Raw genomic sequence first — 20152 nt, 5'->3', positions numbered from 1 at the left:
CACCGTTCACCGGCGCGAGGCGGGGCAGGCCAGGGCCGGCCGGTGAACAGTGGCGGTCGGGGGCCGGGTGTCGCTCAGGCGGCCCGTACCTCGTACGCCGTCACACGTACGGTCTCGTCGTCCAGGCACTGCCCGGACAGCAGGTCGAAGCGCTGCTTCAGCAGCGGCGAGGCGACGAACGGGCGGCCCTGGTGGGTGCCGGTGAGGCCGCGCGAGAGGACGGCCGCGCCGGTGAACGGGTCGCGGTTGTCGATGGCGTACAGGTCGCCCTTGCGGTCGCGGAAGAGGGCCACCTGGTTGCCGTCGGGCAGCAGGGCCGCCACTCCGCGGCCCGGCAGCAGGGCGGTCAGGTCACAGACCGTGAACCAGTCGTCCGCCAGCCGGAGCTGGACCTTCAGGTCGGTCGTCTCGGGAGCCAGGGTCATCGCTGGGCGCTTCCTTCCAGAACGTCTTCGTCGGCGGGGCGGCGCAGGCCGATCGAGAGCAGGGGCAGGTCCGGCTTCATCTGGTCGCGCTCGGGGACGAAGGCGACCACCGGGTCCGGGGTGTCGGGCGCGTTGACGAAGGACACGAACCGGGCCAGCTTCTCGGGGTCGTTGATGGTCTCGGCCCACTCGTCGCGGTAGTGCGAGACATGGGCGGTCATCAGGCTCTCCAGCTCCTCGCAGATGCCGAGGGAGTCGTGGACGACCACGTCGCGGACGTGGTCCAGGCCGCCCGGGATCCGCTCCAGCCAGGTGGAGGTGCGCTCCAGCCGGTCGGCGGTGCGGATGTAGAACATCAGGAACCGGTCGATGAGGCGGATCAGTTCGGCGTCGGACAGGTCCTGGGCGAGCAGGTCCGCGTGGCGCGGGGTGGCGCCGCCGTTGCCGCCGACGTACAGGTTCCAGCCGTTGGAGGTGGCGATCACGCCGAAGTCCTTCGACTGGGCCTCCGCGCACTCGCGGGCGCAGCCGGAGACCGCGGACTTCAGCTTGTGCGGGGAGCGCAGGCCCCGGTAGCGCAGCTCCAGGTCGATGGCCATCCGGACGGAGTCCTGGACGCCGTAGCGGCACCAGGTCTGGCCGACGCACGACTTCACGGTGCGCAGCGACTTGCCGTAGGCGTGGCCGGACTCGAAGCCGGCGTCCACCAGCCGGGCCCAGATCAGCGGGAGCTGCTCGACGCGGGCGCCGAACATGTCGATCCGCTGGCCGCCGGTGATCTTCGTGTAGAGGCCGAAGTCGCGGGCGATCTCGCCGATCACGATCAGCTTCTCCGGGGCGATCTCGCCGCCGGGGATGCGCGGGACGACGGAGTACGAGCCGTTCTTCTGGAGGTTCGCCAGGAAGTGGTCGTTGGTGTCCTGGAGCGCGGCCTGCTCGCCGTCCAGGACGTAGCCGTCGGCGCCGATGGTGGGCGCCAGGGAGGCGATGATCGAGCCGACCGTCGGCTTGCAGACCTCGCAGCCGTCGCCGCCGCGGGCGCTCTCGCGGCCGTAGCGGTCGAGCAGGTCCTGGTAGGAGGTGATGCGCAGGGCGAGGACGATCTCGTACAGCTCCTCGCGGGTCTGCGAGAAGCAGCCGCACAGGCCCTTGTCGACCTCGACGCCGCTCGCCTCCAGCTCGGCGGTGACGAGCTGGCCGAGGACCTTGATGCAGGAGCCGCAGCCGGTGCCGGCCTTGGTGCACTTCTTGACCTCGGGCACGGTGGTGCACTGGTGGTCGGTGACCGCGCCGCGGATGGTGCCCTTGGTGACGTTGTGGCAGGAGCAGATGACCGCCTCGTCGGGCAGCGCGGACGGGCCGAGCTGGACCGGGGCGCCGGCGCCGGCCGGGAGGACCAGCTGCTCCGGCGAGATCGGCGGGACCGAGCCGGTGAAGGCGCGCAGCGTGCCGTAGGCCTCCGCGTCGCCGACGAGGATGCCGCCGAGCAGGGTGCCGTCGCGGGCGATGACCAGCTTCTTGTAGAGGCCCGCGCGGGAGTCGGAGTAGACGACGTCGAGGCAGTCCTCGGCGGTGCCGTGCGCGTCGCCGAAGGAGGCCACGTCCACGCCGAGCAGCTTCAGCTTGGTGGACAGGTCGGCGCCGGTGAAGGACGCCTCGTCGGCGGCGATCGTCGCGGCGACCGTCTCGGCCTGCTCGTAGCCGGGGGCCACGAGGCCGTAGACCCGGCCGTCGGCGGCGAGCGCGCACTCGCCGATGGCGAAGACGTGCGGGTCGCTGACCGTGCGGCACTGCTCGTCGACGCTGATGCCGCCGCGCTCGCCGACCGTCAGGCCGCAGTCGCGGGCCAGCTGGTCGCGGGGGCGGACACCGGCGGAGAAGATCACCATGTCGGTGGCGAGCTCCGAGCCGTCGGACAGCTTCATGCCGGTGACGGCGCCCGACTTGCCGGTGACGATCTCCTGCGTGCCCACGCCCGTGTGCACGGACAGGCCCATGTCCTCGATGGTGCGCAGCAGCGCCGCGCCACCGCCCTCGTCGACCTGCACCGGCATCAGCCGCGGCGCGAACTCCACGATGTGCGCCTCGACGCCGAGGCCCTTCAGCGCGCCTGCGGCCTCCAGGCCGAGCAGACCGCCGCCGACCACCGCACCGGACTTCGCCGTCTTCGCGTACTCCTCGATCGCGAGCAGGTCCTCGATCGTGCGGTAGACGAAACAGCCTTCGGCGTCCTTGCCCGGGACCGGCGGCACGAACGGGTACGAGCCGGTGGCCAGCACCAGGACGTCGTAGTCGACGACCAGACCGGAGCGGGCGGCGACCTTGCGGGCGTCGCGGTCGATCGTCTCGGCCGGGTCGCCGATGTGCAGCTCGATGCCGTGCTTCTCGATGAACTCCATGTCCGTCATGGAGAGTTCCTCGGGCGAGGTGCCGTCGAAGTACGAGGTGAGGTGGACCCGGTCGTAGGCGGGACGCGGCTCCTCACAGAGCACGACCACGCGGTGCGTGGCGGTCAGGCCGCGCTCGGCGAGCGCTTCGAGGAAGCGTTGGCCGACCATGCCGTGGCCGACGAGCACGATCGTGGGGCGGGGGCCGTTCCCCACAGGTGCGGTCGTGGACATCAGGAGCCTCCATCATTGGTGAGCAGGTGGAGCAGGGGAGCGCCGTCCGACGGGAGCGGCTCTGCTCCCTCCCAGGCGCGCGCCAGCGCGCCGACGGTGCCGAGTTCGCCGACGAGGACCCCGCCGACCAGGCGGTCGTCGCGGACGACGACCTTGCGGTAGGTGCCGCGGGTGGCGTCGGCGAGCTGCACGACGTCGTCCCCGGGGCGGGGTTCCGTCTCGCCGAACGCGGCGAGGTCGAAGGGGGCCTGACCGGAGAGGGTGAGGCGGGTGAGGGAACGGGTGCCGGTGTAGCGGGCGGTGCCGTTCCCGGTGAGCGAGCCGGCCAGGATGTCGGCCTGCTCCAGGGCGGGTGCGGCGAGGCCGTACACGTTCCCGTCGTGCTGGGCGCAGTCGCCGATCGCGCGGATGTGCGGGTCGGAGGTGCGCAGTTCGTCGTCGACCAGGACGCCCTTGTGCACGGCGAGCCCGGCGGCCTTGGCGAGCCCGACGCGCGGGTGGACACCGCAGGCCAGGACGACGAGGTCGGCGTCGAGGGCGTAACCGTCGGCCATCTCCACCGAGCGGACCGCGCCGCCGACCACGCGGACGTCGCGCACCCGGCACTCGGTGTGCACCTCGACGCCGAGGTCGATCAGATGCCGCTTGACCAGCTTGGAGGCGGCCGGGTCGAGCTGTCGCTCCATCAGCCGCTCGGACTGCTGGGCGAGCACGACCTGCGCGCCGCGCAGGGCGAGGGCGCGGGCCGCGGAGACCCCGAGCAGTCCGCCGCCGATGACGACCGCGCGCACTCCGGGCCGGACCGCCTTGGACAGGCCCAGGCAGTCGTCCATGGTGCGGAAGGCGTGGACGCCCTCGGGCAGTTCGTGGTCGGGGGTGAACAGACCGCGCAGCGGCGGCAGCACCGGGTTGGAGCCGGTGGCCAGGACCAGCGTGTCGTATGCGATCACCGAGCCGTCCGCGCACCGCACGGTCCGGCCCTCACGGTCGATGCCGGTCACCCGGCCGCGCGTCAGCTCCGCGGGCGCCGGGAGGGCGATCACATCGGGGCTGTAGCGTCCTGCCAGCACTTCGGCGAGCAGCACCCGGTTGTAGGGCCGGTGCTCCTCCTCGCCGATGAGCAGCGCGGGCGTGCCGAGCTCACCGAGCCGCCGGGCGAGCCGTACGCCCGCGAGGCCGGCGCCGATCACCACCACACGCGTATTCGAGGTCATGCTGTCGAGCGTGCGGTGCGGGTGTTACCCGGCCGCATCGCATCTGTTTCACGCGGGGAACTCTGCCCTCAGCGGGGAGGGGGGCGGGGTGTGAGGGTTGGTGGGGGGCGGCTCGGGGCCTGTGTGAGATCGGTGGGGGAGATCGACTGAGGGCAGGCTGGAGCTCGGCTGTGGAGCCGCCCCCGCTCATCCGCCCCCGCTGAGCCACCCCGCCCCGCCACCCCCGCTCCGGCCTCCGGCCGCCACGTCGCCCCCGCTCAGCCGCCCCCGCTCCGGCCTCCGGCCGCCACGTCGCCCCCGCTGAGCCGCCCCCGCTCCGGCCTCCGGCCGCCACGTCGCCCCCGCTCAGCCGACGACCTCAGAAGATCCTCAGGTATGTGGACGTTGCAAGCGTCCGCTCCTTAGGGTCCGCAGCATGCCCGACATACCCCTCGCCATGATCGCCCTGCTCTGTGTCGCCGCCCTCGCGGCCGGCTGGATCGACGCCGTGGTCGGCGGGGGTGGGCTGTTGCTGCTGCCGGCGTTGCTGCTAGGGCTGCCCGCGGGGACGCCGGCGGTGTACGCGCTCGGTACCAACAAGGCGGTCGCGATCGTCGGCACCACCGGCGCCGCGGTGACCTACGCCCGCAAGGCGCCGGTGGACGTGCGGGCCGCCGTACGGATCGGGCTGGCGGCGCTCGCCGGATCGTCGGGCGGCGCCTTCTTCGCGGCCGGGATGAGCACGGAGGTGCTCAAGCCGGTGATCATGGTGGTGCTGCTCGCGGTGGCCGCCTTCGTGATCCTGCGCCCGTCCTTCGGCACCGCCCCCGCACCCGGGCCGGTCGGCCGCCGCCGGGTGCTCGCCGCGATCGGCCTCGCCGGTATCGGGATCGGCTTCTACGACGGGTTCATCGGACCGGGCACCGGCACCTTCCTCGTCCTCTCCCTCACCGCCGTGCTCCACCTCGACCTGGTCACGGCCTCCGCCACCGCGAAGATCGTCAACTGCTGCACCAACGCCGGCGCGCTGGCGATGTTCGCCTGGCAGGGCGCGGTGCTGTGGCAACTCGCCGCGCTGATGGCCCTGTTCAACCTGGCGGGCGGCACGCTGGGCGCGCACACCGCGCTGAAGCGGGGCAGCGGCTTCGTGCGGATCGTGCTGCTCACCGTGGTGTTCGCGCTGGTGGCGAACCTGGCGTACGAGCAGTGGCTGGCCTGACCGACCAGGGCGCCGGGATGCGCTGACGTGATCCACTCGGGCGCGTTAAGCTCCGGCGCCGCTTCCTCGCCGGAGCGGCGGTGGCGCGGTGGCGCGGGGGAGCGGGGGAGCGGGGGAGCAACGGGACAAGGGGTGGGGAACGTGGCCGAGGACGGCGGACGGCGCTGGAACCGGGTGCCGCTGACGGGCGGGCTGGTCGTGCTGGCGGGGGCGGCCCTCGGGCTCACCGCGGAGTAGTACTACCTGGGGTGGTCCTCCATCCCCGGCAACTCCTGCGGCGGCCGGTACAGCCCCTGCCCGGACGGCACCACGCCGACCCTCACACTGGCCTTCGTCCTCACCTTCGCCGGCGTCTTCGGGACCCTCGGTGCCGTCTTCGTGTTCGGCCGCCGCGGATGGAAGCTTCCCACCACGCTGCTGGCGGTGGGCGCGCTGCTCGTGCTGTGGCCCGGCTGGCAGGGCTATCTGTGGATGCGCGGGCCGGTGCTCGACGTGGCGTGGCAGGCCGTACCGGACCGGCCGGCGACCGTACGCGCCGTGGGGGCCTGGGCCGTGGGCGAGGACGCCGAGACCGTCGTGCGGGCCCGCGGCGACGCGCTGATCGCATACGATTCGCGGGCCGGCGACCGCCGCTGGGTGCTGCGGGCGCCGGTGCGCAAGTCGGTGTGCGGGATGAGCGACACCGTCGTCGACGGGATCGGGCTGGTCGCCTTCAGCCGGCACGACAAGCCCTGCGACACCGTGTGGGGCGTCGGTGTGCGCGACGGCCGCAAGGTGTGGGAGCGCGAGCTCGACGGCGTCTCGGCGTTCTCGTCCGCGAGCGACGGACTGCTCGCCGCGGACGGGGACACGGCCGTGGCCCTCGCCGACGACGCCGTGCGCGGGTTCGGGCTCGCCGACGGCACCCCGCGCTGGACCACGAGGCTGACCGAGCCGAAGAGCGTGGAGCCGGCCGACGATGAGGTGGAGTGCCGGCCCAAGGTGGGCTCCGCCGCGGGCGGCACCACACGCGTCGTCGTCCAGTGCGACACGTTCCTCGACTTCCGCTCCGCCTGGCTGGTCACCCTGGACAACGCCACCGGCAAGGAGACCGCCCGGCAGCGGCTCCCCGTCGAGAGCCCGGTGGTCGGGGCCATGGTGGTCGCCGCGGAACCGTTCACCCTGCTGCTGACGGAGGAGGACGACCGGGGCGTGGCCGCCGTGCTGTCCTTCGCGGGCGACGGCGACCCGGTCCGGATCCCGCTCACCGCCGACCAGGAGGACCTGGTGATCGACACGGCGGCGTACCCCAAGGGCTTCCTGGCCCGCCCGGCGCTCACGGCCGTGGTGCGCGACGAGGTGCTGGTCGTCGCCGCCACCGAACCCGGCGGCGACTCGCCCGAGCGGATCGTCGCCCACTCGCTGCGCGACGGGCGGCGCATGTGGCACGCCGACCTGGGCATCCCTGTCGTCGCGCTGGCGCCGGACGGCGACGGCGAGCTGGCGGTGCTCGGCGCGAACCAGCGGCTGTGGACGATCGGCGTCGCCGACGGAGCATGGCGGGGCGAGAGCGACGGCACGACGATCCGCGAGGCCGGCGGACTCATCGAGACCTGCGCCCAGTTGCTGCGGGCGGGTGACACCTGGGTCGCCGTCAACCCCAACGGCGTCCATCACCCGCCGCTGCTCGCCTTCAGGCCGTAGCGGGCGGCACGGCGAGGAGGCCGATCACTCCGGTGGTGTCCTCGTCGCCGTGCCCGGCCTCCAGCCGGCGCCTCATCAGCTCCAGGTACGGCAGCAGCAGCTCCTTGCTCACGCCCTGGTCGTCCGCCGTGCGCAGCAGGGTCCGCGACGCCTGCACCTGCATGGCCAGGTTGGACGCCTCGGCCCCCGCGCGGATGCCGGAGGTGAGCTGCTCGGCCGTGTCGTGCACCGACCCCGCCATCGCCGTCAGCCAGCCCTCCAGCAGCGGGGCGAAGTCCTTGGGCGCGATGTCCTCGTCGCGGATCAGCGCGAACGCGTGCGCGATCCCGGAGAACATGCCGTACATCCCGCTCAGCAGCGCCACGTCGTGCAGGGCCGCGAAGCCCGGGTCCGCGCCCACGAAGCGGGTGTCCGCCGGGACGGCGAGGGTCGCGCGGTGCTCCTCGAACAGCTCGGGCGACCCGCTGTAGAACACGTACGCACCCGACTCGCGGTGCCCGATCATCGGCGGTACGGCCATGATCCCCGCGTCCAGGAAGCGGGCGCCGCGCGCCTCGGCCCAGGCGGCCCGGGCACGGCCCTCGGCGGGCGTGCCGGTGGTGAGGTTCACGAGGTCACGGCCGGACAGGCCGGCCCCTTCCAGCGCCTCGCCCAGGCTGGTGTCGTCCAGCAGGCAGGCGATCACCAGCCGGTTGGCGGCCACCGCCTCGGCCGCGCTCGCGGCGACCGTCGCGCCGTCGGCGGCCAGTGCCTCGGCGCGGGCCCGGGTGCGGTTCCAGACGGTCACGGGATGCCCGGCGGCCAGCCAGGCGCGGGCGAGGGCGGTGCCCATGGCGCCGGCGCCGAGGAGGGTGAGGGGAGTGGGTTCGGCGGGGGCGGTGCGGGGGCTCGGGGAAGGGGCGTTGTCGGTCATGGCCGTTAGCCTCGTAGCGGGGAGCCGGCTGCTCAAGTACGCACTTCCAAGTGGGTGGTTACCCCGGGGGAAGGGTCCAGGCAGTGGAGGAGAGGCGGGGTCGGGCATGGCGGTCGGACGGCGTGCGGGGGCGTACATCTGCGGGGTCGACGCGGCGATGGACGTGATCGGCGGCAAGTGGAAGGTGCTCATCCTGTGGGAGCTGAGCGTGCGGGCGCACCGCTTCGGGGAGCTGCGCCGCGCGCTGCCCGGGGTGACGGAGAAGGTGCTCGCCGCGCATCTGCGGGAGCTGGAGGCGGACGGCATCGTGCACCGGGAGGAGTACGACGAGGTGCCGCCGCGCGTGGAGTACTCGCTGACGCCGCGCGGTGTCGCGCTCAACGAGGCGCTGGCGCCGCTCGGGCTGTGGGGCGAGGCGCATGTGCTGGGCGCGGCGGCGGAACCGGCGTGACACCGCGCGGCGTCAGCGGACGCCCGTCAGATGGGCGAAGACGACCACGTTCGCTTGGTAGCCGGTGCCGGGCGAGAAACCCCCGCCGCAGGTGATCACCCGCAGCTCGGGGCGGCGGGCCGCGCCGTACACCTTCTCGTCGGGGAAGTCCCGCGCCTGGTAGACCTCGACGGCGTCGACGGTGAACACCGCGACCGAGCCGTCCCGGCGGTCCACCTCGATGGTGCCGCCGCGCTTGAGGGCGCCCAGCCCGTAGAAGACGGCGGGCCCGTCGGCGTTGTCCACATGCCCGGCGACGATCGCGGTGCCGCGCTCGCCGGGTGTGGTCCCGGCCTCGTACCAGCCGGCCAGGTTCTTCTTCTCCGGCGGGGGCACGTCCAGGCTGCCGGCGGGCGTGAGGCCCAGGCCCGTCAGCGGGGCGTCGACGCGGATCGCGGGGATGCGGACGCGGTCGGGCGGGGACGGCGGCAGCGCCGGGGCCGCCGACCGCTCGGTGGCCGGGTCGGCGTGCGCCTCGGCGGCCGAGGGCTGCGGCGGGGCGTGCGTCTCGGTGCCGCTGCGCAGCAGCCAGGCGCCCGAGCACAGGGCGACAGCGGTCACGGCGGCTATGGCGACGTTGCCGTACCCGCGTCGCATGGCGGCCTCCTCCCTGGACTGGGCCGTACCCGGCGGACCGGGCCCGGCGGGACGGCGTCCTCCCCGTACCCCCCTCCGGGCCGCGAGGGGCGTCGGACCCGGAGGGGGAGGGGCGTGCGGTACCGGCGGACGGACAGCGGAGGGTGTCCGTCAGATCCCGTCGCCTCTCGCCCGGCGATGCAGGAGCCAGGTACCGCCCGCGGCGGCGACGGCGAGAGCCGCCACGCCGGCCGCGGTCTGCACGGGGTCGGGGCCCAGTGCGCCGCCGACCCCCGTCTTCACACTGCCGCGGGGATACACCTGCTGCCGGTCCGAGGCCAGCGTGACCACCAGATCGCCGCGGACCTCCCGCTCGCCGTCGGCGCACCGCGCGACGATCTCGTAGGTGCCCGGCTGCGCGCTCGGCGGCACCCGGAACCGGCCGGCCGCCCGGTCCTCCTCGGTGCTGGGCGCCAGCGTGAAGTACCCGGCGCCGACCGCGCTGGCGTCGCCCGCGGCGCTGCCGTCGCCGCACGCCGTGGTGTTCACGTCGACCCAGTCGCCCGGCACCAGGGTGGACGGGTACACGTCCAGGCCGCCGGTGTCACCGCCGTACGCGGGTGCCGCGGCCAGCGCGGCGGCGGCGACGGTGAGCGCGGTACCGGTCAGCAGCCGGGCGGTACGTCGCATGGGTGGTGCTCCCTCACGAAGCTGTTCGGTGGGCCCTGTCCCTCCGAGGTAAGTGGCAGCGGGCCGAGCGCGCTTCCTGAGGGGTCGTCAGAAATACGGAGAACGGGTGCCGCGGGCCGCGCCGATCTCTCGACGTGGTGCCGTGTTTCAGCAGGTCATCGAGGCTGCGGCAGGCAAGTGGCGTACGGGGGCCCGAACGGGGCGGGGGGAGGTGTGAACGGGTGACCGGGCGCGGTACGGGCCCGGAGACTTGACCTCGACAAAGGTTGAGGTACGAGCCTGGTTGCCATGACGACACAGATCGCCACCAGCGCCGAGCCCTTGACCGTCACCCTGATCGTCGGCAGCGACCGCCACGGCCGTTTCGGCCCGGTCGTCGCCGACTGGCTGCTCTCCCGCCTGGAGGAGCACGACGACTTCGTGCCCCAGGTCGTCGACGTGGCCGACGCCCCGCTGCCCACCAGCCTCGCCCGCACCCCGGAGACGGCCGCCGCCCTCGCCGAGATCACCCCCAAGCTGGCCTCGGCGGACGCGTTCGTCGTCCTCACCCCCGAGTACAACCACTCCTTCCCCGCCGCCCTCAAGAACCTCATCGACTGGCACTACACCGAATGGCGCGCCAAGCCCGTCGCCCTGGTCTCCTACGGCGGCATCTCCGGCGGCCTGCGCGCCACCGAACACCTCCGCCAGGTCTTCGCCGAGCTCCACGCCGTCACCGTCCGCGACACCGTCTCCTTCCACAACGCCGGCGCCTCCTTCGACGACCAGGGCCACCCGAAGGACCCGACCGCCCCGGACGCTGCGGCCAAGACCATGCTCGACCAGCTCACCTGGTGGGCCCGAGCCCTCCGCGAGGCGAAGGCCCGCCGCCCGTACGGCCCTTGAGAGAAGCCCGGCGGGACGGGTACGTCAGCGGACTCCGACCGCGGTCCAGGTCGCGGCGACCGTGCGGTGTTCCGGGCTGTTGTCGCCGTAGAGGTCGCGGGCGGCGTTCAGGGTCGCGGTGCGGGCGGCGGCGTAGGTGGTGGAGGACGTCATGTAGACGGTGAGCGCGCGGTACCAGATGGCGCCGAGCTTGGCCCGGCCGATGCCGGTGACGGTGGAGTCGTCGCAGGTGGGGGAGGTGTGGACGACTCTGTCGAGGGTCTTGGTGCCGCTGCCCTCCGCCAGCAGGTAGGCGAAGTGGTTGCCGATGCCGGAGGAGTGGTGGACGTCGAGGTCGGCGACCGCGGGGCTCCAGCAGTCGGGGGAGGAGCCGTCGGCGGACGGGCGGTCCATGCGGCGCAGCGCCTCGCGGCCGAAGCCGGGCCGGACCACCTTCTCGCCGATCAGCCAGTCGCCGGGGTCGGCGGCGTTGGCCGCGTGGAACTCGACCAGCGTGCCGAAGATGTCGGAGGTGGCCTCGTTGAGGCCGCCGGACTCGCCGCTGTACGTCAGGTTCGCGGTCGCCGAGGTGACGCCGTGGCTCATCTCGTGCCCGGCGACGTCCAGCGACACCAGCGGACCGAACGTGGTGCCGTCACCGTCGCCGTACGTCATGCAGAAGCAGGTGTCGTCCCAGAACGCGTTGTTGTAGCGGGTGCCGTAGTGCACCCGGTTGTACGAGCCCTTGCCGTCGCCCGCGATGCCCTCGCGGCCGTGCACCTCCGCGAAGTAGTCCCAGGTGGCGCCGGTGCCGTACTGCGCGTCCACCGCCGCCGAGGCGCGGTCGGCGGTGGTGCCGTCGCCCCAGTGGTCGTCGGCGTCGGTGAAGACGGTCGCCGGGGCGCGGGTGAGGCAGAGGGTGCCCAGCAGGCACAGGTCGACCTGGCCGGCGGCGTCCCCGGTGTAGGTGCCGCCGCGGCTCGGGTCCTTCAGCGCGTACCCCGGCCCGTCGGCCGTCGTCCGCAGCGGCACGGTGCCGCCGTACAGCGAACGGCCGTCCCCGGACGCCGACTCCAGCGTGTCCCAGGCGTCGATCTGCGTGCCGGTGGCCGCGTCCGTCAGCACGGTCCGCGCCACCGGGTTGCCGCGCCCGTCCAGCGCCGCCGCCTCGGTCCGCCAGGCCAGCCTCGGCGCCCCGTGCAGGGCGTCGACGACCAGCCGCGGCTTCGCCGTCAGACGCTTGAGGATCTCGCCCACGTGCAGCGTCCGCAGCGCGCCGGTCGCGAGGTCGGCGGCCTTCGGGGCGGACAGGCCGGGGGTCACGCCCGGCAGGGACAGCGTGGCCGTCGTCGCCCGGTCGACACCCCGGTAGCCGCCGTCCGGCGCCACGTGGAGGACGAAGTCGCCGCCGAGGACCGGCAGTTTCCGGTAGGTGCGGTCGTAGCGGATGTGCTGGGTGCCGTCCTCGTCGACGATCACGTCCCGCACCTCGGTCTCCTGCCCGGCGCCGAGTCCCAGCCGGTCGCCCCGGCCGGCGAGGATCGCCGAGCCGTTCTCCAGGGCGGCGGCCCGGCCGGGCCGGTCGGCGGCCCCGGCGAGCGGGGTGAGCGTCGCGGCCAGCAGGGCGGCGATCGTCGTGGCGGCCAGGGCGTACGGCCGTATCCGGCTCATGGGTCTCCTTGGACTGGTCACGCTGAGGGTGACCAAGATTCAAGGGGGCGTGGACATGCCATGGCCAGGGTGAGGACGTGCAGGTGTGTGAGGAGAGAGAATCGCTTCTGTGCGTGCCGTGCGACCCCGCCTCCCCGTGTCCCTCCCGTTCTTCGTCTACGGCACCCTGCGCCCCGGCGAGCCCAACCACGACGTCTTCCTGCGCGGCCGCACCCGCGCCGAGGAACCGGGCCGGCTCCCCGACGCGGTCCTCTACGACGGCCCCGGCTACCCCTACGCCGTGCCGCGGCCGGGCGGATCGGTGCGCGGCGAGATCGTCACCGCGCTGCCCGGGGAGTACGGGGAACTGCTGCGCGCCCTCGACCGGCTGGAGGAGTGCGAGACCCCGGGCGACCCGCGCAACCTCTACGAACGGGTCGCCCGCGAGGTCGTCCGCACCGCCGACGGGGCGCCGGTGCGGGCCTGGGTGTACCTCGCCGCGCCGCCCGTCGCCGCCCGGCTGCGCGCCTCGGGCACGCTCGTCGAGGGCGGCGACTGGCTGACGTGGCGCTCCTGAGTGCCGCCCGGCCGGCGCTCATCCGGCCGGCGCTCAGTCGGTGCCCGGTGTCTTCCGCGTCGTCACGTTCATCCGGTTCCAGGTGTTCGCCGTGAAGATCAGCGCGATCAGCCGGGCCAGCAGGGCCTCGTCGAAGTGGCGTGCGGCCTCGTCGTACACCTCGTCCGGCACCCCGTCGGGCAGCAGCGTGACCGCCTCCGTCAGTGCCAGCGCGGCCCGCTCCCGCACCGTGAAGAGGCTGGAGTCCCGCCAGCCGGCGAGCTGGTGGAGGCGGTCCTCGGACTCGCCGGCCTTGCGGGCGTCGGTGGTGTGGTACTCGAGGCAGTAGGCGCAGTGGTTCAGCTGCGCGGCGCGGATCTGGACCAGCTCCACCACCACCGGGTCGAGGCCGTCCACAGCCGCCGCGTGCAGGTTGAGGACCGCCTTGAACACCTTCGGGGCGACGGCGGCGAAGTTCATGCGCTGGGGCACCTGGTAGGTCGTCATACGGCGAATCTACGGGGGTGATCGACCCCTTGAGGGGTGCATTTCCGCGCCCGGATCATGGGTCGATCAGAGCGCGGTCTCCACCGTCCCCACGGCCTCCACCGCCTCCAGCCGCACCGCGCACGCCTTGAACTCCGGCATCCGCGAGGTCGGGTCGAGCGCCGGGTTGGTGAGGGTGTTGGCGCGGCCCTCGCCGGGCCAGTGGAACGGCATGAAGACGGTGTCGGGGCGGATGGCGTGGGTGATGCGCGCCGGTGCCACGGCCCGGCCGCGCCGGGAGACGACGGCCACCGGATCGCCCTCGGCCGCGCCCAGCCGGGCCGCCAGCCTCGGGTGCAGTTCGACGAACGGGCCGGGTGCGGCGGCGTTCAGCTCGTCGACGCGCCGGGTCTGGGCGCCGGACTGGTACTGCGCGACCACGCGGCCGGTGGTCAGCAGCACCGGGTACTCGTCGTCGGGCTCCTCGGCGATCGCCCGGTGCGAGACGGGCGCGAAGCGGGCGCGGCCGTCCGGGGTGGCGAACCGGTCGAGGAACAGCCGCGGGGTGCCGGGGTGCGTGTCGCCGCGGGTGCCGTCGGCCCCCGCCGAGCCGCCCTCCGCCGAGCTGCCCCGCGCGGAGTCGTCCTCCGCCGAGCCGCCGTCCGCCGAGCCGCCCACCGCGGTCCCGCCGTCGGCCCCCGACTCGGGCGCCGTCTCGGGTGCCGGGCAGGGCCAGAACACGCCGTTCTCCTCCGCCAGCCTCCGGTAGGTGATCCCGGAGTAGTCGGCGGGGCCGCCCGCGCTGGCCCGGCGCAGCTCCTCGAAGATCTCCTCGGCGTCGGTCGGGAAGCCCTTCTCCACCCCGAGCCGCGCCGCCAGCTCGTGCATCACGTCCAGGTCGCTGCGGACGCCGTCGGGCGGGGTGATCGCCTGGCGGCGCAGCAGCACCCTGCCCTCCAGGTTGGTGGTCGTGCCGGTCTCCTCGGCCCACTGCGTCACCGGCAGCACCACGTCCGCCAGCTCGGCCGTCTCCGACAGCACGACGTCGCAGACCGCCAGGAACTCCAGGGACCTGATCCGCTCCTCGATGTGCGCGGCGCGCGGCGCGGACACCACCGGGTTCGACCCCATCAGCAGCAGCGAGCGGATGTCCGTGCCCAGCGCGTCCAGCAGCTCGTAGGCGCTGCGGCCGGGACCGGGCAGCGAGTCCGGGTCGACGCCCCACACCTCGGCCACGTGCCGGCGCGCCGCCGGGTCGTCCAGCTTGCGGTAGCCGGGCAGCTGGTCGGCCTTCTGGCCGTGCTCGCGCCCGCCCTGCCCGTTGCCCTGTCCGGTCAGGCAGCCGTAGCCGCTGAACGGCCGGCCGGCCCGGCCGGTCGCCAGGCACAGGTTGATCCACGCGCCGACGGTGTCGGTGCCCTTGGACTGCTGCTCGGGTCCGCGCGCGGTGAGCACCATCGCGGACTCCGGCTCGCAGAACAGCCGCACGGCCTCGCGCAGCTGCGGGACGGACACCCCGGTGATCCGCTCCACGTACTCCGGCCAGTGCGCCATGGCCGCGGCGCGCGCGTCCTCCCAGCCGCTGGTCCGCTCGCGGATGTACTCCTCGTCGGTGCGGCCCTCGGCGACGATCAGGTGCAGCAGGCCGAGCGCCAGCGCGAGGTCGGTGCCGGGCCGGGGCGCCAGGTGCAGGTCGGCCTGCTCGGCGGTCTTGGTGCGGCGCGGGTCGACGACGATCAGCGTGCCGCCGTTCTCCTTCAGCTCGGTGAGGAACCGCAGCGACGGCGGCATGGTCTCGGCGAGGTTCGAGCCGACCAGGATCACGCAGCCGGTCTTCGGGATGTCCTCCAGCGGGAAGGGCAGCCCGCGGTCGAGCCCGAACGCCTTGGTGCCCGCGGCGGCCGCGGAGGACATGCAGAAGCGGCCGTTGTAGTCGATCTGCGAGGTGGCGAGCACGACCCTGGCGAACTTGCCGAGCGTGTAGGCCTTCTCGTTGGTGAGCCCGCCGCCGCCGAACACGCCCACCGCGTCCGCGCCGTGCTCCGCGCGGGTGCGGCGCAGCGCGTCGGCGACGCGGTCCAGTGCCTCGTCCCAGGTGGCGGGCACCAGGCCGGCACCGGAGCGCACCAGCGGCGAGGTCAGGCGCACCCGGGAGGAGAGCACCGCGGGCGCGGTACGGCCCTTGCCGCACAGCGCTCCGCGGTTCACCGGGAAGTCGGCGCGCTCCAGCACCTCGACGCCCCCGTCCGGCGTGGGCGACAGGTTCATCCCGCACTGCAGGGCGCAGTACGGGCAGTGGGTGGGCGTCGAGGTGCTGTCCATGCCCTTCAGGGTGGATCGGCCGTGTTACGTGCCGGGACGGCTCCTTGTTACACGGCCGGGACGGCGACCTCCCCGCCGCCCCGGCGCCGCCGTGAGGCGGACTCCTCGCCGGTCAGCGGGCGGCGGCGGCCAGGGCCCGGCGCACACCGGGCTCCTTCGGGCCGAGGAAGCGGGGGTCGGGCTCGAACACCGCGTCCAGGGCCGCCTTGCCGCTCGCCATGAGCTCCCGGACCTCGCCGTAGTACCAGGTCGCGTCGTGCTCGTCGGCGACTCCGACGCCGTAGGACGCCACCCCGGCCTCCCGGCACAGCGCGACCGCCCGGCGGATGTGGAAGTCCTGGCTGATCAGCACCGCCTCGTCCACCCCGAAGATCTTCTTGGCGCGGACGCAGGAGTCCCAGGTGTCGAAGCCGGCGTAGTCGCTGACGATCCGCTCGTCCGGGACGCCGTGCCGGGTGAGGTAGGCGCGCATCGCGTCCGGCTCGTCGTAGTCGTGCCGGCTGTTGTCGCCGGTGACCAGCACCACCTCGACCCGGTCCGACCGGTACAGCTCGGCCGCCGCGTCCAGGCGGTGCGCGAGATACGGCGACGGCTCGCCGTTCCACAGGCCCGCGCCGAAGACCACGGCGACCTCGGTGCGCGGCGCGTCGGCGGTCGTCCGCAGCCGGTCACCGGTGGTGACGTGCAGCCACGTCGACGGCAGCAGCGCCAGCACAAGGACCGCCATCACCGCCCGCACCAGCCGACGGCGGCCGGCCAGGGTGCGCGGAAGACGAGGTCGTACGATGGTCATACGGAGAGGGACGTGTTGTGCGGCGCGCCGGTTGCGAACCCCTCACACGGCCCCCACCCCCCACCGTGAACCCGCCGAAAACCCCCGTCATTCTCATGCAACGGGCAGGCAACCTCCTCCCGGCACCCTCGATCCATGGACAGCCAGCTCAGCCTCCGCCCCGGACCGCCCGCGCTCGTCGTCGTGGCCCACGGCAGCCGTGACCCGCGCACCCTGGTCACCGTGCGCGCGCTCCTCGACCGTGTCCGCGAGCTGCGCCCGGGCCTGCCGGTCCGCCTCGGCCACATCGAACTGAACGAGCCCCTGCTCCCCGACACGCTCGCCGCGCTCGGCGACCGGGAGGCGGTCCTCGTCCCCCTGCTGCTGAGCCGCGGCTACCACGTCAAGCAGGACATCCCCGAGATGGCGGCCGCCGCCGTGGCCCGCACCCGAGTGGCCGCCCCGCTCGGACCGCACCCGCTGCTCGTCGACACCCTGCACACGCGCCTCGTCGAGGCCGGCTGGCGCACCCGCATGACCGACGCCGAGCGCCGCACCAGCGCCGTCGTGCTGGCCGCGGCGGGCTCCCGCGACCCCGACTCGGCGTACGACACCGGCCGCACCGCAGCCCTCCTCGCCGCCCGCCTGGGCGTGCCGGTGACCCCCGCCTACGCCTCCGCCGCGACCCCCACGGTGGAGTCGGCCGTCCGCTCGCTGCGGGCGCGGGGCCGCCACCGCATCGCCGTCGCCTCCTGCTTCACGGCCCCCGGCCGCTTCTCGACGGAGTGCGCGGCGGCCGCCCCGTGGATCGCGGCGGACCCGCTGGGCGCCCACCCCCTGATGGCCCGTCTGCTCCTGCACCGCTACGACGAGGCACTGGCCCGCACCAGGGAACCGGCGCTGGCCGCGACCTCGTAGCGAACCGCGCGCCCACGCGACCCGCACCCCCACGACCCGCACCCCCACGACCCGGACCCGCCCCCGGAACGGCATCGGCCCGGCAGCCGCGCCGAACGCTTACTGTCGAGACATGGCAGGCAACGCACCTCCCGGCTACGACCCGACGTCGGTCGACCGCTGGGCACCGGAACCCGACAAGCGCCCCGGCCGCACCGCCTTCCAGCGCGACCGCGCCCGCGTCCTCCACTCCGCCGCCCTGCGCAGACTGGCCGGCAAGACCCAGGTGGTGACGCCGGGCACCACCAGCCAGGCCTGGGACCCCAGCCCGCGCACCCGTCTCACCCACTCCCTGGAGTGCGCCCAGGTCGGCCGTGAACTCGGCTTCGCCCTCGGCTGCGACCCCGACCTCGTCGAGGCGGCCTGCCTCTCCCACGACCTCGGCCATCCGCCCTTCGGCCACAACGGCGAAGCGGCCCTGAACGAGTTCGCCGACGACTGCGGCGGCTTCGAGGGCAACGCCCAGTCGCTGCGGCTGCTCACCCGCATCGAGCCCAAGCGGTTCACCGAGGACGGCTCCGTCGGCCTCAACCTCACCCGCGCCGCCCTGGACGCCGCCACCAAGTACCCCTGGCCGCGCGGCGCCCACCCCACCGACCCGGCCTCGCCGAAGTTCGGCGTCTACGAGGACGACCGCCCGGTCTTCGACTGGGCCCGCAAGGACGCCCCCGGCACCCGCACCTGCTTCGAGGCGCAGGTCATGGACTGGTCCGACGACGTGGCGTACTCGGTGCACGACGTCGAGGACGGCCTGCACGCCGGCCACATCGACCCCAACCTGCTGCACGCCGAACCGGAACGGGAGGCGATCTTCCAGGTCGCCGTCGGCCGGTACGTCCCCGCCGGCACCGACCCCGCCGAACTCGCCGCCGCCCTGGACCGGCTCCAGGACCAGGAGTGGTGGCCGCACGGCTACGACGGCACGGCGGTCGCGCAGGCCCGGCTGAAGGACGCCACCAGCCAGCTCATCGGCCGCTTCTGCCTCGCCGCCGAGGCCGCCACCCGCGCCGCGTACGGCGGCGGCCGGCTCACCCGGTACGGCGCGGAACTGGTCGTCCCGCGCGAGACCCGGCTGGAGTGCGCGGTGCTGAAGGCGGTCGCCGACCGGTACGTCATGCAGCGCGCCGAGCAGACCCGGCTCCGCGCCGACCAGCGGATCGTGGTCGCCGAGATCGCCGAGGCGCTGACCGGCCGCGCCCCGGACGGCCTGGACCCGCAGTTCCGCACGCTGTTCGACCAGGCCCCCGACGACCGGGCCCGCAAACGGGTGATCGTCGACCAGATCGCCTCCCTCACCGACGCCACGGCGCGCCTGCTGCACGCGCGACTGACGGGGCATATGTGACAGGTACGTGACAGTGCGTGGCCTGATCGGGTCACCCCCTCTTCCCCCATCACGCTCCGTGCGGGAGGCTCGCATGTGGCGGCATATTCACGAGGAGGCAACACGTGGTCGACGCGGATCAGACATTCGTCATCGTCGGAGGAGGTCTCGCCGGTGCCAAGGCCGCCGAGACGCTTCGCGCGGAGGGCTTCACCGGGCGGGTGATACTGATCTGCGACGAGCGCGACCACCCGTACGAACGGCCCCCGCTGTCCAAGGGCTACCTGCTCGGCAAGGCCGAACGCGACAGCGTCTTCGTGCACGAGCCCGCCTGGTACGCCCGCCACGACATCGAGCTGCACCTCGGCCAGACCGTCGACGCGATCGACCGCGCCGCCAGGACGGTCCGCTTCGGCGAGGACGGCACCGTCGTCCGCTACGACAAGCTGCTGCTGGCCACCGGCGCCGAACCCCGCCGCCTGGACGTGCCCGGCACCGACCTGGCCGGCGTCCACCATCTGCGCCGCCTCGCGCACGCCGAACGCCTCAAGGGCGTCCTCACCCACCTCGGCCGCGACAACGGCCACATCGTGATCGCCGGCGCCGGCTGGATCGGCCTGGAGGTCGCCGCGGCGGCCCGCGAGTACGGCGCCGAGGTCACCGTCGTCGAGCCGGAGCCGACCCCGCTGCACGGGGTGCTCGGCCCCGAGCTGGGCCAGCTCTTCACCGAACTGCACCGCGAGCACGGGGTGCGGTTCCGCTTCGGCGTCCGGCTGGCCGAGATCGTCGGGCAGGACGGCATGGTGCTGGCGGCCCGCACCGACGACGGCGAGGAGCACCCTGCCCACGACGTCCTCGCGGCGATCGGCGCGGCCCCGCGGACCGCGCTCGCGGAGGCGGCCGGCCTGGAGATCGCCGACCGGGCGCACGGCGGCGGGATCGTGGTCGACGAGCGGCTGCGCACCTCCGACCCGGACATCCACGCCGCCGGTGACGTCGCCGCCTTCCCGCACGCCCTCTTCGGCACCCGGATGCGGGTCGAGCACTGGGCGAACGCGCTGAACGGCGGCCCGGCGGCGGCCCGCGCCATGCTGGGCCAGGACGTGACGTACGACCGGGTGCCGTACTTCTTCTCCGACCAGTACGACCTGGGCATGGAGTACTCCGGCTGGGCGCCGCCCGGCTCCTACGACCAGGTGGTGATCCGCGGCGACGCGGGCAAGCGCGAGTTCATCGCCTTCTGGGTGAAGGAGGGCCGGGTGCTGGCCGGGATGAACGTGAACGTGTGGGACGTCACGGAGCACATCCAGCGGCTCATCCGGTCCCGGGCCCAGGTGGACACCGAGGCGCTGGCGTCCCCGCACGTGCCGCTGGAGAGCCTGGGCGGGTAGCCGTCCGCCGGGTCCGTCGC

Annotated in this window: 18 protein-coding genes; 8 read left to right on the top strand and 10 right to left on the bottom strand. The window is 73.9% G+C overall.

All coding sequences use genetic code 11. The features are described from left to right. Positions 1-74: 74 nt before the first annotated feature. The 3 genes from nirD to ABT232_RS00160 are packed head-to-tail and all read right to left on the bottom strand — an operon-like array spanning position 75 to position 4260. Positions 75-425 (bottom strand): nitrite reductase small subunit NirD, encoded by a 351-nt coding sequence (gene nirD, locus ABT232_RS00170; protein WP_351833634.1) that lies wholly within the window; start codon positions 423-425, stop codon positions 75-77. Continuing rightward, entirely contained in the window at positions 422-3046 is a 2625-nt protein-coding gene (gene nirB / locus ABT232_RS00165; protein WP_351833631.1) for a nitrite reductase large subunit NirB, read from the bottom strand. The genes nirD and nirB overlap by 4 nt, the downstream gene beginning before the upstream one ends. After that, the gene (locus tag ABT232_RS00160) at positions 3046-4260 is read right to left on the bottom strand and encodes an NAD(P)/FAD-dependent oxidoreductase (RefSeq protein ID WP_351833628.1); all 1215 of its coding nucleotides are present in this window, start codon (positions 4258-4260) and stop codon (positions 3046-3048) included. Before ABT232_RS00160 ends, nirB begins: the two co-directional genes overlap by 1 nt. A 415-nt stretch (positions 4261-4675) precedes the next feature. Between ABT232_RS00160 and ABT232_RS00155 the strand changes: the two genes are divergently transcribed. Together ABT232_RS00155 and ABT232_RS00150 are read left to right on the top strand one after the other, a co-directional pair. Continuing rightward, a complete protein-coding gene (locus tag ABT232_RS00155; protein WP_351833627.1) occupies positions 4676-5458 on the top strand; it encodes a sulfite exporter TauE/SafE family protein in 783 nt (260 codons plus the stop codon). 378 nt (positions 5459-5836) lie between these two features. Continuing rightward, positions 5837-7141, top strand: coding sequence for an outer membrane protein assembly factor BamB family protein (locus tag ABT232_RS00150; RefSeq protein WP_351833625.1), 1305 nt, complete (start codon positions 5837-5839; stop codon positions 7139-7141). On the opposite strand, the gene ABT232_RS00145 is transcribed toward ABT232_RS00150, so the two are convergent. Beyond that, positions 7131-8054, bottom strand: a complete 924-nt coding sequence (locus ABT232_RS00145; RefSeq protein ID WP_351833622.1) for an NAD(P)-dependent oxidoreductase — start codon at positions 8052-8054, stop codon at positions 7131-7133. The two genes, ABT232_RS00150 and ABT232_RS00145, sit on opposite strands and share 11 nt — an antisense overlap. Before the next feature lie 106 nt (positions 8055-8160). Here ABT232_RS00145 and ABT232_RS00140 point away from each other — a divergent pair, with 106 nt between their 5' ends. Continuing rightward, on the top strand, positions 8161-8505 hold the full coding sequence (locus ABT232_RS00140) for a winged helix-turn-helix transcriptional regulator (protein WP_351833619.1): 345 nt from the start codon (positions 8161-8163) through the stop codon (positions 8503-8505). 12 nt (positions 8506-8517) lie between these two features. Here ABT232_RS00140 and ABT232_RS00135 read toward each other — a convergent pair whose 3' ends face one another. Both ABT232_RS00135 and ABT232_RS00130 read right to left on the bottom strand, forming a co-directional pair. Next, positions 8518-9141 (bottom strand): class F sortase, encoded by a 624-nt coding sequence (locus ABT232_RS00135; protein ID WP_351833616.1) that lies wholly within the window; start codon positions 9139-9141, stop codon positions 8518-8520. A gap of 150 nt (positions 9142-9291) precedes the next feature. Further along, complete coding sequence (locus ABT232_RS00130; protein ID WP_351833613.1) at positions 9292-9810, bottom strand: GVDTG sorting domain-containing protein; 519 nt, start codon at positions 9808-9810, stop codon at positions 9292-9294. A 288-nt stretch (positions 9811-10098) separates the two neighbouring features. On the opposite strand from ABT232_RS00130, the gene ABT232_RS00125 reads away from it, so the two are divergent. Next, complete coding sequence (locus ABT232_RS00125; RefSeq protein WP_351833610.1) at positions 10099-10695, top strand: NADPH-dependent FMN reductase; 597 nt, start codon at positions 10099-10101, stop codon at positions 10693-10695. Positions 10696-10719: 24 nt separating this feature from the next. Here ABT232_RS00125 and ABT232_RS00120 read toward each other — a convergent pair whose 3' ends face one another. Further along, positions 10720-12345, bottom strand: a complete 1626-nt coding sequence (locus ABT232_RS00120) for a M4 family metallopeptidase (RefSeq protein ID WP_351833607.1) — start codon at positions 12343-12345, stop codon at positions 10720-10722. 109 nt (positions 12346-12454) lie between these two features. Here ABT232_RS00120 and ABT232_RS00115 point away from each other — a divergent pair, with 109 nt between their 5' ends. After that, complete coding sequence (locus ABT232_RS00115; RefSeq protein ID WP_502975302.1) at positions 12455-12901, top strand: gamma-glutamylcyclotransferase family protein; 447 nt, start codon at positions 12455-12457, stop codon at positions 12899-12901. Positions 12902-12934: 33 nt separating this feature from the next. Here the strand turns inward: ABT232_RS00115 and ABT232_RS00110 are convergent, their stop codons facing one another. The 3 genes from ABT232_RS00110 to ABT232_RS00100 all read right to left on the bottom strand — a co-directional run bounded on the left by ABT232_RS00110 (position 12935) and on the right by ABT232_RS00100 (position 16481). Further along, a complete protein-coding gene (locus ABT232_RS00110; RefSeq protein ID WP_351833604.1) occupies positions 12935-13387 on the bottom strand; it encodes a carboxymuconolactone decarboxylase family protein in 453 nt (150 codons plus the stop codon). A gap of 66 nt (positions 13388-13453) precedes the next feature. After that, entirely contained in the window at positions 13454-15688 is a 2235-nt protein-coding gene (locus ABT232_RS00105; protein ID WP_351833601.1) for a molybdopterin oxidoreductase family protein, read from the bottom strand. Between the two features lie 112 nt (positions 15689-15800). Further along, positions 15801-16481, bottom strand: coding sequence for a SanA/YdcF family protein (locus tag ABT232_RS00100; protein ID WP_351833598.1), 681 nt, complete (start codon positions 16479-16481; stop codon positions 15801-15803). Between the two features lie 135 nt (positions 16482-16616). Here ABT232_RS00100 and ABT232_RS00095 point away from each other — a divergent pair, with 135 nt between their 5' ends. The 3 genes from ABT232_RS00095 to ABT232_RS00085 all read left to right on the top strand — a co-directional run bounded on the left by ABT232_RS00095 (position 16617) and on the right by ABT232_RS00085 (position 20132). Beyond that, a complete protein-coding gene (locus ABT232_RS00095; RefSeq protein ID WP_351833595.1) occupies positions 16617-17378 on the top strand; it encodes a sirohydrochlorin chelatase in 762 nt (253 codons plus the stop codon). Between the two features lie 112 nt (positions 17379-17490). Next, a complete protein-coding gene (locus ABT232_RS00090; protein WP_351833592.1) occupies positions 17491-18762 on the top strand; it encodes a deoxyguanosinetriphosphate triphosphohydrolase in 1272 nt (423 codons plus the stop codon). A gap of 104 nt (positions 18763-18866) precedes the next feature. Next, positions 18867-20132 (top strand): NAD(P)/FAD-dependent oxidoreductase, encoded by a 1266-nt coding sequence (locus ABT232_RS00085; RefSeq protein WP_351833589.1) that lies wholly within the window; start codon positions 18867-18869, stop codon positions 20130-20132. Positions 20133-20152: the final 20 nt, after the last annotated feature.

Origin of the sequence: Streptomyces sp. NPDC001532 (assembly GCF_040298625.1) — a bacterium.
GTDB lineage: Bacteria > Actinomycetota > Actinomycetes > Streptomycetales > Streptomycetaceae > Streptomyces.
The sequence above is the reverse complement of the archived record's forward strand: the minus strand, read 5'-3'. Positions and strand labels throughout refer to the sequence as shown.